Origin of the sequence: Rhizobium nepotum 39/7, from assembly GCF_000949865.1 — a bacterium.
Lineage (GTDB): Bacteria > Pseudomonadota > Alphaproteobacteria > Rhizobiales > Rhizobiaceae > Agrobacterium > Agrobacterium nepotum.
The window spans coordinates 127,594-144,351 of the sequence record NZ_JWJH01000013.1 but is presented as its reverse complement, the minus strand read 5'-3'; the positions used below and the strand labels follow the sequence as shown (position 1 = coordinate 144,351).

The 16,758-nt window shown below is 52.9% G+C and carries 14 protein-coding genes; 3 read left to right on the top strand and 11 right to left on the bottom strand.

Annotation, left to right across the window (positions count from 1 at the left end; all coding sequences use genetic code 11):
* The 3 genes from RS75_RS15455 to RS75_RS15445 all read right to left on the bottom strand — a co-directional run.
* On the bottom strand, positions 1–579 hold a 579-nt coding region (locus tag RS75_RS15455; RefSeq protein WP_084686949.1), incomplete at its 3' end, for a recombinase family protein.
* Positions 580–894: 315 nt separating this feature from the next.
* A complete protein-coding gene (locus RS75_RS15450) occupies positions 895–1,299 on the bottom strand; it encodes a hypothetical protein (protein ID WP_045021917.1) in 405 nt (134 codons plus the stop codon).
* Positions 1,296–2,474: an ImmA/IrrE family metallo-endopeptidase gene (locus tag RS75_RS15445; protein ID WP_045021916.1), complete on the bottom strand. Its 1,179-nt coding sequence runs from the start codon at positions 2,472–2,474 to the stop codon at positions 1,296–1,298. Before RS75_RS15445 ends, RS75_RS15450 begins: the two co-directional genes overlap by 4 nt.
* Positions 2,475–4,078: 1,604 nt before the next feature.
* On the opposite strand from RS75_RS15445, the gene RS75_RS15435 reads away from it, so the two are divergent.
* Positions 4,079–5,380, top strand: coding sequence for a hypothetical protein (locus tag RS75_RS15435; RefSeq protein WP_045021914.1), 1,302 nt, complete (start codon positions 4,079–4,081; stop codon positions 5,378–5,380).
* 745 nt (positions 5,381–6,125) lie between these two features.
* Here the strand turns inward: RS75_RS15435 and RS75_RS15425 are convergent.
* Both RS75_RS15425 and RS75_RS15420 read right to left on the bottom strand, forming a co-directional pair.
* Positions 6,126–6,458, bottom strand: coding sequence for a zinc ribbon domain-containing protein (locus tag RS75_RS15425; protein ID WP_045021912.1), 333 nt, complete (start codon positions 6,456–6,458; stop codon positions 6,126–6,128).
* A gap of 11 nt (positions 6,459–6,469) precedes the next feature.
* On the bottom strand, positions 6,470–7,183 hold the full coding sequence (locus RS75_RS15420) for a hypothetical protein (protein WP_152643144.1): 714 nt from the start codon (positions 7,181–7,183) through the stop codon (positions 6,470–6,472).
* Between the two features lie 150 nt (positions 7,184–7,333).
* On the opposite strand from RS75_RS15420, the gene RS75_RS15415 reads away from it, so the two are divergent.
* Together RS75_RS15415 and RS75_RS15410 are read left to right on the top strand one after the other, a co-directional pair.
* Entirely contained in the window at positions 7,334–7,588 is a 255-nt protein-coding gene (locus RS75_RS15415; RefSeq protein ID WP_045021911.1) for a helix-turn-helix domain-containing protein, read from the top strand.
* Positions 7,589–7,957: 369 nt separating this feature from the next.
* Positions 7,958–9,247 carry a pilus assembly protein TadG-related protein gene (locus RS75_RS15410; RefSeq protein WP_045021910.1) on the top strand — a complete coding sequence of 430 codons (1,290 nt, stop codon included), beginning with the start codon at positions 7,958–7,960 and terminating at the stop codon, positions 9,245–9,247.
* Between the two features lie 87 nt (positions 9,248–9,334).
* Here the strand turns inward: RS75_RS15410 and RS75_RS15405 are convergent, their stop codons facing one another.
* The 6 genes from RS75_RS15405 to RS75_RS15380 all read right to left on the bottom strand — a co-directional run bounded on the left by RS75_RS15405 (position 9,335) and on the right by RS75_RS15380 (position 16,687).
* Positions 9,335–11,329, bottom strand: a complete 1,995-nt coding sequence (locus tag RS75_RS15405; RefSeq protein ID WP_045021909.1) for an alpha-glucosidase — start codon at positions 11,327–11,329, stop codon at positions 9,335–9,337.
* 13 nt (positions 11,330–11,342) lie between these two features.
* Positions 11,343–12,197 (bottom strand): carbohydrate ABC transporter permease, encoded by an 855-nt coding sequence (locus RS75_RS15400; RefSeq protein WP_045021908.1) that lies wholly within the window; start codon positions 12,195–12,197, stop codon positions 11,343–11,345.
* Between the two features lie 4 nt (positions 12,198–12,201).
* Positions 12,202–13,113, bottom strand: a complete 912-nt coding sequence (locus tag RS75_RS15395) for a carbohydrate ABC transporter permease (RefSeq protein WP_045021907.1) — start codon at positions 13,111–13,113, stop codon at positions 12,202–12,204.
* A 172-nt stretch (positions 13,114–13,285) separates the two neighbouring features.
* Positions 13,286–14,521 (bottom strand): ABC transporter substrate-binding protein, encoded by a 1,236-nt coding sequence (locus tag RS75_RS15390; protein ID WP_045021906.1) that lies wholly within the window; start codon positions 14,519–14,521, stop codon positions 13,286–13,288.
* A 53-nt stretch (positions 14,522–14,574) separates the two neighbouring features.
* Positions 14,575–15,651, bottom strand: a complete 1,077-nt coding sequence (locus RS75_RS15385; RefSeq protein ID WP_045021926.1) for an ABC transporter ATP-binding protein — start codon at positions 15,649–15,651, stop codon at positions 14,575–14,577.
* A 331-nt stretch (positions 15,652–15,982) separates the two neighbouring features.
* The gene (locus tag RS75_RS15380) at positions 15,983–16,687 is read right to left on the bottom strand and encodes a GntR family transcriptional regulator (RefSeq protein WP_045021925.1); all 705 of its coding nucleotides are present in this window, start codon (positions 16,685–16,687) and stop codon (positions 15,983–15,985) included.
* Positions 16,688–16,758: the final 71 nt, after the last annotated feature.

The following is a 16,758-nucleotide window of genomic DNA, read 5'->3' as shown; positions in this document are numbered from 1 at the left end:
CGCCAGTGGGGTCAACATTCCATGCTTAAACACATTTGGTTCGAGATATCGATAGACGGTAGCTCTACCGATCCCAAGCGTTTTGGCGATCTCGGTTGGACCTTTGCCAACCGCCACTAGCTCGGCGATCCTAGCGCCATCAACAGTGGCTTTCCTGCCCTTGTAGACGCCTTCCTTCTTCGCCTTGGCAATTCCCTCCAGTTGGCGTTCTTTTCGAATGGCTGTTTCGAACTCAGCGAAGACACCAAGCATCTGGAGAAAGGCTTTTCCGGCTGGAGTGCCGGTATCGATTGGCTGTTCCGTTGCCTTCAGTGAAACGCCTTTGGCTTTCAGGCGGTCCACGATAGCGGACAGGTCGGCTATCGAGCGCGCTAGGCGGTCGATACGGGTAATGATGATGGTGTCACCTTCCCGAACAAAATCCAGCAGTCTGGAAAGCTCTTCCCTGCCTTCAGTCGTTGTGCCGCTTTTCTTTTCTTTGAGAATGAGCGTTGCACCGGCTGCACGAAGGGCGTCTTCCTGAAGGGTCAAGTCCTGATCGACCGACGACACTCTGGCATATCCGTATATTACTGACATCTGACGCCCTTTTGTATCATTTGGTTCTAGATCTGTGAGTCATAGCGTCTCAGAATGCTGAAATCAACCCTAATAAGACGCGGAAAGTGTCTCATGCGATTGTCTTGCTACGGTTTACCCAAATGACACAAGAGATAGGAAGAAGGCTGTGCAGCTTGCCACTTGCGCAGAAGAGGTGCGCCGACATGGTTTTCTAGAGCCTTAATAATTCTGACTGCTACCAGTCTCGTAGACGAAGAGGCATTCCGTCGGTTGAACCCACGTTGTCAGATCACTGTTTTCCAAGTGGCGTCGGCACGCAACGAGCGAGAGCCGTTACGGAAATTCGATCATTGGGTTCTTAAATTTCTTGATACACTCAACGTGCAAAGAATAATGTGGGTCGTTTTTTGAAATTAAAATGGGCTTCTTTACTCGCTTAGACATTGCGTATTTGTAAAGAAACTCATTAGTACCATCACCGTGTGCGGAGAGCATGTCTCCTAATAAAGAAACCTTCTCGCCGACTTTATCCAAGTCTTCAATTGTTACATTCTCAACCGTCGCGCCGTATGCAATCAATGCACGGTACGCATCGGGATCGAATCGTTGTAATTCAGCAGCTTCGATTTCACATATGTGAAACGGCTTGTTCGCGTCACCGCTATGACAACATTTTCCAGTGGCATCTATCGAACTTGAGATTTGGTACCCCAAAAAGGTTTCTAAAAGTGAACTCATAGATTGCTGCTTCCAATCGTCAGCTTCTTCTTTGCAGATATTGATTGAAGCCCACTGATACGCCGTCTGGATAGTCCAGTCTTTTTAAATACCTCGTATTCAGTCGTCTTGTTGGAGGCGAGTGCCTCGTTGATAACCGCGACCGCCCTTTTCCCGAACGTCGCTAGGTCAATAATACCAGGCTCTGGACCCTCTTCACCGCCACCCCCGCCTTTGGGTTTCAAGGTATCCGGAAATTCAGGAGATCCAAATCCTGTGGCAAAAGTGCTGTAATATTGATTTTCAGCAAAACCAAGTTCAATTGCTCGGACGAGCGCAGCGCTGATGCTAGTTTTGAATACAGATGAAATAACTTTAGCAGATTCGATTGCTTCATTATAATCGGAAAACGTCAGCCTCTTTTGCTCTACTGTAGCGAAAAACATATCACGTGGAATTAGAAGAGATGCCGCAAATCTGTTGCAAAATCTCTCAATTTCATTCCGAGACTTGTAGTTGTCACTCACCGCTGACCTCTTGCCGAGGATGTGAGCCAACTCGTGTGCCAACGTAAAAGATTTTGCGCCATGGTTACGCTTGGAAGAGTTCACATAGATCATGTTGGAAGAGAAGTTGGCGTGGTACAAGGCTACACCATCGATTTCATCGGGTAGATAATGATCCTGCATCACGAAAACACCGAGGTCTTCAATTTTTTCGCGAAGTAAATTGTAGAAGTCTTTTTTTGTCTTGCTGCTCTTCTGAAGATCATGGACGGACAGAAGTTTAGCTATAGTAGCGGCGAATTGCTCTGGGTTTTCATCGGGTTGCTCAGAAATCAGTTCTTGAGGCGCATCAATATCAAGCCTCGTATACAACTCAGCTAGATAATCTCGGAGACGAAATATACTCTCGAATTTGCCAGCATAGAGCCCGAACTTAAACCTTACTGGTTTTCTAGTCCGAAAATCTGTTATCTCGGAATGACCAACATCGAAGTCGGGCATAAAAAACGCATATGCAGGAACGGCAAGCAGCGAAGAAATTTTGAATATCTGATTTTTCGTCGGTATTCTGTCACCCCGAAGGGCTTCGGAAAATCGGTCCTTGCTAATTTTCAAGGTTTCCGAAAGACTCGTCTCATCTACACCTCGGACATCCATAACTTTATTGAGGATCGCGGGATTAAATGGCATTAGGGGTTTGCTCGGGTTACGATTTGAAGAATTTTGAAAGCTTACTAGGTACCGCTGTCGGCGTTGGATTTATATTTCCTGTAGTCTACCAGTTGCTCGTAGAGCGAGCTAACCAATTGCTAAACAAATCAAGAATATTGCTTGAAGAGCTCGAATCACAAAATAACAGAACTGCAACCAGAGATGTAGCTGCGCTGCGAATAAAATTTCAAATTTTCCTTTCCCGAATGGATAGGGCAGCCCACACACTGATATTAATTTCCTCAATATCCGCGCTGATTTCATTTGCGGCATCTATATACAGCGCGTTTGCACAATTCTGTATGCAACCCCTTGTTGCCACCCTTCTCATCGCGACGGTGTCTGCGCCGGTGTTGTTTTGCACCGTTACATTCATATCGTGGTGGGATTCTTCTCGTCCTCTGATCAGCCGATGCGATCACTATTATAATGAATAGATCAAGACCGCCTAATACTCAGCGGCAGCAACATTTCGTGGCTCGGAATCTTGTTTGCCAATAAAATATTGCTGTGCTTCCAGTGGCGTTACCCAACGCTTTTTTGTAGCAATGAGCCGATGGATAAAGCGGTCACATGATGCGCATAGGAGAGCCATATCCAAGACCTTTGTTCCCACCGAGCCCTCCGCCGCAGAAATCGGAAAATGCGAGAATCCAAGACTAATAAGGGTTTTGCTGGGTCTTTAAACTGAGAGCATTTTTATTTCCAGATGGCGGCAACTGCGTAAGTATCCGTTGACTGGACACCACTCAAGTACGTCATTGCTTCGCAATGAATTGTAACAAATCCTCTTAGATATATAAGAAGAAATGTTACATGTAACTGATCGTCATTGGTGGGGAATAGATTATATCCAGCTTATTAAAACCATTTCAAAAGATATATTCGATGGACGCCGTAGGCGGACATGCCGCGAAGCGGGAGATTAGTTCGAATATTATGATTGGCTAAGTTTCATTGATTTTCATGAGAAAATATTGGATTTCCTGTAAATTGGAATGAAAGATATTACCTCATCAAATTCATCCATTTCCTACCAAAATTCATGCTCCGCTTCGCGGCATGTCCGCCTACGGCGTCCATCGAATATGGTTTTGAATAATCTTTCTTTCAAATGAAATGGCTAGGAATAAGAGGTTTTCATACCAAGCATAAATGCTCGCCTACGGCTCGCCGCTTCGCGTGAAACAAGTGGTTGAAATCATTGAATATGATCTTCCTTTCCGAGATAATTGATTTCCAATTGTATAATATTCATGTCCTCCATCACCTCTCCGGTACTTGAGTGGTGGATGTTCAATCCAGCTGATTACTTGAGTGGTGTCCGGGTTCATTTCGCCCAAAATTACGCAAAAAAATTTCCGCTGGCATGAAATAAAGTAATATTAATCTACGGTTTCGTTAGGTTTGTTGTCTAAATACTGAAGGAAAACGGAAACCGGTTCAGTGGCTTCTATTCCGAGGGTCATTTCAAACGGTTTTACGCATTCCAATTCCTGAATGAATATTTGAAGGGATATCGCGCTTTGAACCGGTCGCGATGTCCTTTTTTATTGTCAAAACAAACCATTCAGGAAAGGAAAATGAAACCCACAATTTACTACGTCGATGCTCTACCCGGTGCCGGAAAAACTCACAGTCTACATCGATATCTTAAGACGCTGTACGAACCAGCCATTATCGCCACTCCGACAAATCCACTATCGGAACAGCAGCATAAAGACCTTGCTGCAATCGGCGTAAAATCAATCGTCATTTCCCGTCAACGTGGACATGAAAGTTGCACTCAGTCTCTCGTCAAGCATTGCAACCAAAAGCGCAACGCCGTTGCCATTGTCAATCACAATGTCGCTAAAAAACCGCTGGAAGCAACAGCCGGTTGCCATCTGTTTGTTGATGAATATTTTGATCCAGTAGAGAAGTTCAAGCTCACTGAAAAAGTCAGAACGACCAGAGAATTTATCGTATCGATAATCAAAAAGGTGCGCAAATCCAAATACAAAGGTTTTGTAGAGCTTGTTGCAACAGAAGCGGTGCTGGATATCGTTGCAAATGGCACATCAAGTGTCTCATCGCTTAGTGCCTTACCGCACATTCGGGAACTCTGCGAAAGGATCGTCAGCGACGATTATCTGGTTCTCGTATCAGAGGCAGAATATGAAAATTTTGTCGCCAACATTGAAGACGTAACGGCAACAAAAGACAAAGATGACGGCATTCTAAATGTTTACGCTTGGCTCCAACCGTCTGCATTGCGCCACAATAAGACCGTCTCATTCGCGGGTGCCAACTCCTTCCAAACGAAGCTATATCATGCATGGAAAGACCTCGTAAATTTCGTGCCTCATCCGTCAATCAAGGGTGAACGATACGCGGACTTCAGCCACAAGGCAGCAAACATCACCTTTCGCCATATATTGGACCAAGACGTTTCGATGTCGGGCTTGGAGAAGGTTGGGTATCAGAAGTTCGTGGATGCGACGGCTGGTGTGTTTCTTGCCGAATATGGTGCCGTTGATCATCTCGTGACGCTTTCAGCGAAGTCCAGTTTCACTTGGTCCCTCAACAATTCAGAGATAGTGCCAGCCAATCCAGTAGGCTTGAATGCCTTTATGGATCGTCATGTCTGCCTTCATCTTGCCCCGCTCAACCCTTCGAAATTGGATGAACGTATCTGGAATGCAGTGACTGGCATATCGAAGGAAGAACTTCATATCGCGCAGAGCTGTGAGATGGTCTTTCAGATGCTTGCCCGTAGCTCCGTAAGAGACCATGGAAGCGAGCCGGAAGAGCTTGTGTTCATCGTGCTTGAATCGCCAATCGAATGCTTTTCCAGCGATTCCCAAGTTCCCGCATTAAAGATCATTGACTCGAGAACGCACTGATCCCCATCGCGCCTCGTTGCGATCAGAAGCCGACTGTCTGCACTGTGCTTTAGCGTCACGGGTCCAGCTTCTTCACCACCATACGGAAAGCGAAACTGCTGACCTGTTTTGAGATCGCTTACGAAGGCTATCGAACAACTCGACCCGCAGCCGATTTGCGTAATCGCGTACTGTCCTGAGAAATTAACCCCCGCCTTCATGCCGTTGGAAATGCGAGTGCGAAAGGTTGCGAAGTCGCGATCCCTCCCTTTGAAATCGGGAAGTCGGATCGGACCTGAATAGATGCCGGATACAGGAAATTGATCCATTGCTGGGAAGGGCAGATCGGTATCGTCGCCTTCAGCCATTCCCTCATTATCGAGAGCTTCTTCCTGAGCAATGGCGCGCTCGTCCCAGAGCGATGCCATGAGATCGTATTTTCGATCCAACTCGTCAGCGCTCAGGATTTTGACAGTAATAATACAACGGTTTTGACGCACGACCTCGACAAAGCGTGTGCTGCCTTTTTGTCGATAGATGGAAACGATGCTGCCATCTTTATGCCCGACATTCTCTGAATGGGATTTCAAATCCGCATTCTGGCGATGAATATCTGCTTCGTTGAGACAGGCAGCATTGGCGGTAATTGCCGATGCGACAACAGCAAGAAATGAAATGCCACACAGTTTCGCAAGCATCAGCTATCCACCGATATATTAAAGTGTAAAAATAAAAAGGCGAGATATTCGCCTTCGATATTCGCAAATTACGCAACTTTTGGTCTTGTGAATAACACAAACATTCCAAGAATTATTGAACCCAATACCCAGACAGTCAGCACCATTGCCATGCCAATCCCGGTTCCGATTGCGGCTCCGGTTTGCTCCGCACCCGTAAGCGTCCCCATATCTTTTGTCGCAGCGTTAAAGCCTGCCACAGCCCAAAGCAGCATCAGGGCGTTGAAGCCGATGAACGACCATTTGAAAAGCTTGCCAAAAAAACCGCGCTTTGGCTTGCGGAGTTGTGTACCGCACGATGGGCATTTAAATGCCGCGTCACTGACGTTGTTATTGCATTCCGGGCAACTGATAAGCGCCATGTAGAACTCTCCTAGTGCTTTGATATTTCGGTAAATTTGAAAAGAAACTCAGGGGCGGTCATCGCGCCGCGAATGGTGATGCTTTGCTCAAATAAACCGTCCGCTTCAGCGCGGATGAAGTTGCCGGAAACCTTCACCTTGTCGCCAGCCGACATGTTCACGAGAGCGGCGTAAAGCGAAGTTCCTTTTTCGATCAGAGTCGAATGCAGGACATCGGACATCGCGTTATTCCACGTCGCCAGATCGATGGTTGGTGCGACGCGAACGACGACGACCGCATTACCATCGCCGTTGGTTTCCAGCTTGCGAAGTGTGCCTAACCAGCCTTCCGCGTGAAGCTGTCCACCCACCACTTTCAAGATCGCAATACGGCGTTCGTCTCGCAGAACACTTTGCTGAAGCTCGTTTCCAGCAGATTCAAAACGGGTTTTGTAATCGTTGATCGCCGCTATGAAGTTCGTCTGCTGTTCTGGCAAAGGCGCGGCGCTGGATTTGACGGCTGACGCAGGAACAGCGTTAGTACCGTTGCCAGCAGCAGCGCCTTTCTCTGATTCACCCGAACCAAAAATTGCAGTGGCAATCACCAATGCGGCGAAACTGCCGCCAAACCACTTCAATCTCGAAAAACGCCTGCCACCCTTACCGCACTGCGGACACGAGTTCGCCTTCACCGAAAACTGCTTTCCGCAGTCTTCGCATGTTTTCCATAAACTGTCTGATTTCACTTAGCCCTCTTTTAGTCCCTTAAATTCAACCAGTCGTAGGCGTGTTCGCTCGCGTTTTCCCACCACGCGATCACTCTTGAATATGGAATTTTTCCATATCGGATTTTTCCATATACTTAAAGAGCCCTTTCAACCAAAGAGGGCTTTTTCTTGCAAAAAACGATCTGGTCTAAAGGTCATCGCGCTCTCATCGACCTCATTATCGATAAGCGGAAAGCGGCAGGGCTAAAGCAAGAAGACGTAGCTAAAGCACTCGGGCAGACACAGCCTTGGGTAGCGCATCTCGAAAGCTACGAACGGCGTGTTGATGTGATTGAGTATGTGAGGATTGCTCGGGTCATTGGCTTTGATCCCAGCGCAGAGTTAGAAGCGCTTGCGCCGGTCATTTTGGGTGAGCAACCGTAGCCCTAAATTGTCCCGGAGAAGAGAGATAAAGACGCGATTACCGCGTAAATTGCTAATGGAATTGCTAATAGTGTGTCCCAAAAAACGCTGAAAAATCAACAAAAACAGTTGTGAGCGTCACCCGGATCAGGTTCAAGGGTCCGGCTCATCGCCATCTCAGCACTGTGCAGTGCTCCCCTCGGAAGAGACTGATTTGCTAGGAGGGTTTTGAAGTAATGTCAACTTTGAACTTCAATGCGGAGGCGGGCCGGTTCGTCGCGAATATATTAGTTATCTTTTATATAAGTTTATCAAAAATTAGTTATCTATTGAAACCGCTTTTCAATTCCGCTGTATTAGCTTCCGCTTCCTGAATGGGTGGGGGCGAGTTTGAAAAACTTCTGGCAAGAAAAATCGGGAAATTTTGGTATTCTTACCGCGTTGCTCTTGGTGCCCCTGTGCGGTGCTGCCGGTGTGGCTCTCGATATCTCGCGGGGCATGTCGGCCAAAGCCGATTTGCAGCAGGCCGCGGATTCCGCGGCGTTGGCGGCCGTTGCAGATACGTCCGCAAGTATTCAGGCGGCAAAGAAGATGTCCGGGGATGGTATCATTCCCGTCGGCAATGAAGAGGCCCGGGCGTTCTTCGATGACAACCAGCGGGGAAATGCAGACTACAGCCTTACGTCTGTCGATGTATCGGTCATCAAGCACGGCAATGTGGTCGAGTCATCCGTGAGCTTCAGGGCGTCCGTCAACACGACGCTGTCCGGGCTTCTGGGAAAGGATTTTGTCTCGGTTGGCGGTACGGCCACAGCCAAATACGAAACGGAAACCTTCAGCGATTTCTATCTTCTGCTGGATAATACGCCCTCCATGGGAGTGGGCGCCACACCCCTGGATGTCGCCAAGCTGGTTGCGAATACAAGCGATCGATGCGCCTTTGCCTGTCATATCGTGAAAAATGGTGTGGCGGACGCGAGCAGCTACTACTTTAGGGCAAAGAGCCTTGGGGTCACCACACGCATCGACGTAGTTGCCAAAGCAACCGCCAGCCTAATGGACACGGCGAAATCCACGCGCAAAAGCAGCAATCAATATCGCATGGCTGTCTACACCTTCGGGGAGCGGGCGGAAGACACGAAGCTGCTTGAGGTTGTTCCGCTGACTTCGGATCTGGAGACCGCGAAGAAAAAAGCGGGCGAAATCGACCTGATGTCCATTCCCTATCAGGGATACAATAACGACCAGCAGACCGACTTCGATCGGGCATTGGCCCAGATCGGCGACAAGGTCGGCACCTCGGGCACGGGCGCCAGCTCGGCGAACCCGGAAAAGGTGATTTTTTTCGTTTCGGATGGTGTGGGCGATAGCTACAAGCCTTCCTCCTGCACGAAAAAATTGACGAGCGGGCGCTGTCAGGAGCCGATCGACGTCAGATCCTGTACGAAGCTGAAGGAGAAAGGCTTTCGTATCGCAGTGCTCTATACCACCTATCTGCCGCTGCTGACGAATGACTGGTACAATAGCTGGATTTTGCCCTTTCAGTCGGAAATCGGCTCGCGCATGCAGAGCTGCGCTTCCCCCGGCCTGTTTTTCGAGGTCAGCCCCTCTCAGGGCATCAGCGACGCGATGACAGTCCTGTTCAAGAAAGCCATCACATCACCACGCCTGACGGGCTGATGGCCGCTTGGCGGAGCCTGTTAAATCATCCGTTGAACGCCGCAATATTTGCGGCGTTTATTTTGGAAATGGCCGGAAGGTAATGCTTCAAGCAAAATTGCGAAACTGTTCAAATAGCGCAGCAAAGGGCGTTTCAGCGCGATAGAACACAGCCGGTTGGCCGATCGGAGCCTCCACAGTGATCTCGTGCCCGCCAAAATGCCGCGCGCCACTCCAAAGATGCACCCATTCGCCATTGCCCGGAAGGTAAAGCATGCGCTGCGTTTCCCCTGCGTTCCACACGGGTGCGACCAGCATGTCGGCCCCGTAGAGATAGCTGTCCTGAATGGCATAGGTTTGCCGGTCGTTTTCGTAATGCAGGAAAAGCGGGCGCTGCACCGGCAGGCCGGTTTCGGCCGCCTCGGTGGAGAGCGATTTCAGATAGGGGGCGAGCGCGACATAGGTCGCCGTCATGCGGGCAAAATGGCCAAGCACCGTCTCGTCCTGGTCAATCTGGAGATTGTCGCGGGGGCGGTTGCCCTCATGCGTGCGCATGACTGGAGTAAAGGCGGCCATTTCCGCCCAGCGCATGATGAGTTCCGGCGTTCTGACATTGCCGAACAGGCTGGTATAACCGCCGATATCGGAGTGGTGATAGGCGTTGCCCAAAAGGCCGGAAGACAGCGCACCGCAGATGACGGAGACGAGGCCGTCATGGCGGGAAAAATCGACCGACTGGTCGCCGCCCCATAGTAGCGGGCAATGGGCCTGCACGCCGGTAAAGCCCGCCCGCATGAAGAACAGCGCCTCGCCGGTTTTACCGCGGCTTTCCACGGCTTTTGCGTTGACTTCGGCCCAGAGTGTCGGCCAGGCATTGTGCATCAGTTTGGCGTCGATGCCATTCGACAAAGTGATGTCGATTGGCAGATATTCGCCGAAATCGGCCATCCAGCCGGAAAGGCCGAAATCCAGCATGTTCTTGCCGATGATCTCTTCGGCAAACCAGTCCGCCGCCGCCGGATTGGTGAAATCCACCACGCCGCAATCGAACTCGCCGAAATCGACGAGCGCCGTCTTGCCATCCGCGCCGGTGGCGAAATAGCCGGCCTTCTCGGCCACGGGAAAGAGCGGGCCATCGACACAGAGATAGGGGTTCACGTAGCCGAGAAATCGAATGCCCTGATCGGCAAGCTCGGCAATCTTCTGGCGCAGATGCGGATAACGGGTCTCGTTGGCCTGCCAGTCCCAGAATAGCCGCGCGCCGAAGGACGTCTGGCGAAGCCCCACCCAGTCCTCGCACCAAAGGCCTGAGACCCTGGTTCCGGCGGCACGGATTTTCTCCAGCCGCGCGAAGGAGTTGGCGCCGTCCTTTAATCCGATGATGGCGCCACTATAGACCCAGTCCGGCAGTTCCGGCTGGCGTCCGAACCGTAGCGAAAGGGCGGAAACAATATCGGTGAAATGTTCGCCGACGAAAAGCTCGATCCGCTCGGGGATCGCCCAGATCTCGACTTCGTGGAAATCGCCATTACGGAAATCGAAAACCGAATAGGCGCTCGTTTCCACATGCAGCGCGTATTTGCGTGACGACAGCCAGGTGGGCTGCGGGTAATTGGTGTTGTAATAATCTCCGCCCGCCTTGCCGCTGATGTCGGCCTTGAAGGTGATTTCGGCGGTCTTGTCGCGGCCGACCCCGGGCTCCGAAGTCCAAAGCGGAAAACGGCGGCCGCGTATGTCGAAATAGGACATCTGCTCGCCGCCGCCCCAGACATGCTCGTCCTTATCCGCGACGACCCGCAGCCACAGGCGGTTGATGGTCTCGTCCAGTGCCGTGAACCGGATGGCATTTCCATCCAGCGTCAGATGAAGGCGCGGTTCCTGGCTAGGTGCGGAAGACAGTATGACGCTGTCGCCACTGACTTCGGCGTGGCGCAGCGCAGTTCGTTCGACGACATAGTCCTCGATATCGAAATTGCCACGGTACATATCCATTCGTTCCTTGCCGAAACCGGCAAAGAAGGCTGGGTTTTCGGGCGAATGAGAAAGGATGGCGCGGCCGCCGATCGCGAGCGTGAAGCCGTTGCTGGTCTTTTCGAAGTGCATGACTTTTCCCTGTTTAACCCTTGAGACCGCCAGCGGTGAGACCGGAGACAACCCGCTCCTGAAAGATGACGATCAGGATTGCGACCGGCACGATGCCGACAACCAGCGCCGCCGAGATGACCGGCCAGGGGAAAGCGAACTCGCCCTGATAAAGCTGAATGCCGACCGGCAGGGTGCGAAGTGCGGGATTGGAATTGAAAGAAAGCGCCAGCAGGAATTCGTCCCACGCATTCACGAAAGCGAGAATACCGGCGGTGAAGACGCCCGGCGCGCAGAGCGGCACCACCACCTTGAACAGCGCGCCGATGCGGGTGCAGCCATCGATCATGGCGGCGTTTTCCAGATCGCGCGGAATGCTCTCGAAAAAGGACACCAGCATCAGCGTGCAGACCGGCAGGGAGAGCACGGTGTAAGGCAGGATAAGGGCGGTCCAGCTATTGAGCAGGTTCAGCGCACGCATGATTTCGAACAGCGGCACCAGCAGCGTAACCAGCGGGAAGGTGGAAACGGCGATGATGAGCGAGAGTATCAGCGCCCGGTATTTGAGATCGAGCCGCGCCAGCGCATAGGCTGCCAGCACCGAAATCAGAATGGTGAGCGCCGTGGAAAGCAGCGCCACCATGAAGCTGTTGAACAGGAAGAGATGCAGCGGCTGGTCGGAAAAGGCCTGCATGTAATTGGCAAGCGTCGGCGCATGTGGAAACCACGTGATCGGCTTGACCGTCAGCTCCGCTTCGGTTTTCAGCGAGGTGAACAGAATCCAGATTGCCGGAAACAGGCCGTTTACGAGCAGGATGGAGGCCGCAATGAAACGCAATGGCTTGCCGGAAAAGATGGACGACAGACTGGAGTTGGCAACGGTGCTCATGGGATCAGTCCTTCGTCCGGATGATGCGGAGATAAACGGCGGTGACGCACATGGAGAGCGCAAACATCATGACAGCCAGCGCCGAACCGTAACCGAGATCGAGGAAAGAAACGGTGTTCTGGTGAATGTACATGGCGAGCGTGGTGGTTGACGTGCCGGGTCCGCCGCCGGTCATCATGTATGGAATATCAAAGGTCTGCAACGCCGTGATGGTACGGAAGATGAGGGCGACGACGATCGCGGGCTTGAGCAGCGGCAGGGTAATTTCGAAGAACTGCCGCACCTTCCCGGCGCCATCCACATCCGCGGCTTCATAAAGCGAGCGGGGGATTGTCTGCAGCCCGGCGAGGATCATCAGCGCCATGAAGGAAGATGTCTTCCAGATGATGGTGAGGCAGATGGCCGCAAAGGCCCAGTTCGGTGAGTTGAACCAGATGATGCCTTCAAAGCCCAGCCGGTTCAGCACATCGTTCACCACACCGTATTCGTAATGGAAAAACCATGCGAAGATGAGGCCCGCAAACGACAGCGGCAGCGCCCACGGGATGAGCAGCGACAGCCGCATCGGCCACTGCATGGAGAATGGCAGGTTGGCGAGAAGGGCAAGACCAAGGCCCATGAACAGCGCCCCCGGCACTGTTATCAGCGTTATCAGCACCGTATTCCAGGTCGTTTCCCAAAAGATCGGATCATCGAACATCGCCGTATAGTTTTCAAAACCGATGAATTCTGCCGGCAGGCCTGATGTCAGCGAAAGACTGAAAAACGACGTATAGACCAGCCGCGCCACCGGATAGACGATGATGAGCGAAAGAAGAATGGCGGCAGGCGCCAGAAGCACCACGGCGAGCGAACGGTCGCCGAGATCGAGCCACCGCGTCCAGCGCGGCTGCGGCTTCTCGTCCACCCTGACCATCGATCTTTCCGGCATCGTCACGTCTGCCACTCCCGCAACTGGATTCACGTCATTTTCTCCCGATCGGACCGGTTTGTCTCCGGCCCGCTTGTCGTGCCGTTCAGGCGATTTTCATTGGTTCGGCCAACAGGCCGGAGGCGGTATGGCGTGCATGCTGCCTCCGGCCACAGACTTAGCGCAGCACGCGGCGCAGACGGCTTTCCATCTGCTTTGCGCCGTCTTCCGGCGACATCACGCCCGCAAGCACGCCGTTGACGGTTGTGCGGATCGTTTCGCTGACCTCGTTGTAACGCGGCGTAACCGGGCGGGCCTTTGCCGTTTCAACGACCGGAAGCGCATCCGCAAACCACGGAATGGACTTGGTCACATCAGCATCCTTGTAGAGCGAGGCATAGGTGGGCAGTAGCGCGGCGTTGATAGCCATGAACTTGGAAACGTCCTGGCTGGACAGATATTCCACCAGTTTCTTGGCTTCGTCCTGCTGCTTGGAGTAGGCGGAAACGCCGAATTCCCAGCCGCCAAGGCACGTCGTCTGCTCTCCGCCCTTGACGGCCGGCAGGCGGGCGACACCGACCTTGTCGTTCACCTGGGATTCCTTGCCCTGAAAATGGGTCCAGGCGTAGGACCAGTTGACGGCGAAGAGAACCTTGCCCGCTTGGAATTCCTTGCGCGTGTCGTCGGTCGCCACTTCGGAAATGTTCTTCTTGGAAATACCTTCGTCGACGAAGCTCTTCCAGAGCTTCAGCGAATCCACGGCCGCCTGATTGTCGAAATTCAGCTTGCCGTTTTCAACCAGCGACTTGCCTTCGCTCCAGTAGGGCAGCAGGAAGGTGCAGACGGCGCCCTCAATTGCCTTGCCCTGGAAGGACAAGCCCTGAAGCTCGGGGTTCTTTTCGCCTTCCATGACCTTCTTGGACGCTTCCTTCAGCTCGTCCCAGGTGGTTGGCGGCTGAATGCCGTATTTGTCCAGCAGGTCCTTGCGGTAGTAGAGGAACATGGAGTCGGCAAAGGCGGGCAGGGCCACGATCTTGCCGTCCACAGTGTTCGCTTCTGCATAGGTCGGCAGGTAGGCAGACAAATCCTTCCCGGAGAAATCGCTGGTCCAGCCGGCGGTTGCGAATTGTGCCGGACGGATGACGTCGAGCATCAGTACGTCAAGGCTCGAATCCTTGGCGGACATCACCGTGTTGAGATATTGCGCCTGCATTTCGGACGTATTGCCGCCGGTCTCGATCAAGACTTTCACACCGGGCGTCTTCGCTTCATATTGATCGAGCGCCTTGCGCCAGACGTCGGGCTGATGCTGGCTGGAAACGAAGATTTTGAGTTCGGAGTCGGCAAAGGCCTGTCCCGAAAAGCTGAGCATCGTCGCGCAGAGCGCCGCTCCCGTAAGGGCTTTGAATTTCATATTTTCCTCCCGTTATTGAAATCTTGAAGCCGGGCCTGCGGTGGCCCGATCTGTCACTGAATGGAGCGTTCCGTCGTCGCGTCGAACAGGTGGACCTTCGATGGGTCGAGGCCGATCTTCAATTCCTCGTTCGGTGCCGGTTTCATCTCTGGCGGCATTCTGGCCGTCAACGCTGCATCACCCAGAGTGAAATGCACCAGCGTGTCCGAACCCAGCGGCTCCACCACCTGCACCTTGACGGAGAGCTGTGTGTCAAATCCCCCAGCTGGACCGAAATGTTCAGGGCGAATGCCGACGATGACCTCCCGTCCATCGAGCGCCGTTTCGCGGGACGGCCTGACGGCCGCCAACGGAAGAGAATTGCCGTCCGTAAATGTGAGCCTGTCGCCGTTCACTCTCGCGCGGGCGAAATTCATGGCGGGCGCACCGACGAAACCGCCGACGAACACGCTTTCCGGGCGATTGTAGACCTCATCGGGGGTGCCGACCTGCTCGATATCGCCGCCGCGCAGGATGACGATGCGGTCAGCCAGCGTCATTGCCTCCACCTGATCATGCGTGACGTAGATGATGGTGGTGCCAAGCTGCTGGTGCAGGCGCTTGATTTCCGTGCGAACCTGTCCGCGCAGCTTCGCGTCGAGGTTGGAGAGGGGTTCATCGAACAGGAACACCTGGGGGCGGCGCACGATGGCGCGACCCATAGCCACGCGCTGGCGCTGACCTCCGGAAAGCTGGCCCGGACGACGGTCCAGCAGATGGCCGATGCCCAGCATATTCGCCGCCTCTTCGATGCTGGCATTAGCCTGCGAGGCGCTGACGCCGCGGACCTTCAGGCTGAAGCCCATGTTTTCACGCACTGTCTTGTGCGGGTAAAGCGCATAGTCCTGAAATACCATGGCGATGTCACGCTCGCGCGGCGGCAGTTTGTTGACGACCCGGTCGCCGATCATCACTTCGCCGCCACTGATGCTTTCCAGCCCGGCGACCATTCGCAGCGTCGTGGATTTGCCGCAGCCGGACGGGCCAACGAAAACCACGAATTCACCATCGTTGATTTCAAGGTCGATACCCTTGACGATGCGCAGGGCACCGTAACTCTTGTCCAGCTTGCGCAGGCTGACTGAAGCCATTTTTTCCTCCTCACGTCCGGCGCGCCCGAAATCGGATGAACGCAAACCGGCATCAACCTTCAAATCCACGCATCGCTTTTCGAAAAAATCATCCCGATCGTGCGGCGATATCGTGGGACGGCGAAACGCCTGTCTCCCTAGGCTCGTGATATTACCTTTCGTCAAAAGGAAATCAATGGTGTATCAATTTTATTTCTGACAGAAATCAAAAACCGGCAAAGCTTTGATTCACAGAAATATTTTAACAAAATTCTCTGCGCCGCAGGTTGCTGCTTCCTTGCCTGCCATCAATTTTCTGCGCCCATGTGGATCACGCGAATTCGATGCGCTCTCAACGTATGCGTGAAACGTACCTCGCGACGGTATGGTCGAACCATGTCCATGAGACTTCAGCCACGGCTCCGTCCTGCCCCTGGCTCAGGCGAAGGACGCGTGGCACCGATGCGCCGGGTTTCTGGCCGAATGGTACAGGCGCCCACTCCGGCACTTCCCCCAGGTCGATGCGGTCTTCGGCCTTCGATATCCAGAGATTGAGGCGGGTGCGATAATAGAGATAGAGCGATTCCGACAGGTTCTCGACGGTGATCGTATCGACATAGGAGCCGTCGAGCCAGATTTCCTCGATTGCCGCCGGTTTCCCGGCGATACGCCTCAGGCGGCGGATGCGGTGGCCTTCTGCCGAGGTGCCAAAGGTGGGCAGGGTGGATGGCTTGGCGAGGCGGGCAACATCCAGTACCTCCGCCGTTGGCAGGCCGCCGCCCTCTATCATCTCGAGCCGGAAGAAGGCGTAGACGCTTTGCGGATCGCTGACCGCCCGGATGTAATTGCCGGAACCCTGTACGCGCTCCAGCAGTCCGCGCTCCTGCAATTCCGCAAGCGCCTTGCGGAGCGTGCCGACAGCTATGCCGAGATCGGCTGCCATATCCCGTTCTGGCGCGAGCTTTTCACCATCTATCAGCCGGCCCGCAGCGACTTCGCGCACCAGCATTTCTGCGATCTGCAAATACATAGGCAGGCTGCCGCCCGTGTGTTTCATGGTGCCGTCCCTCCGCGAAACAAAAAAAAATTGATACATCATTGATTTACATATTTCTTGATGTTATGCAA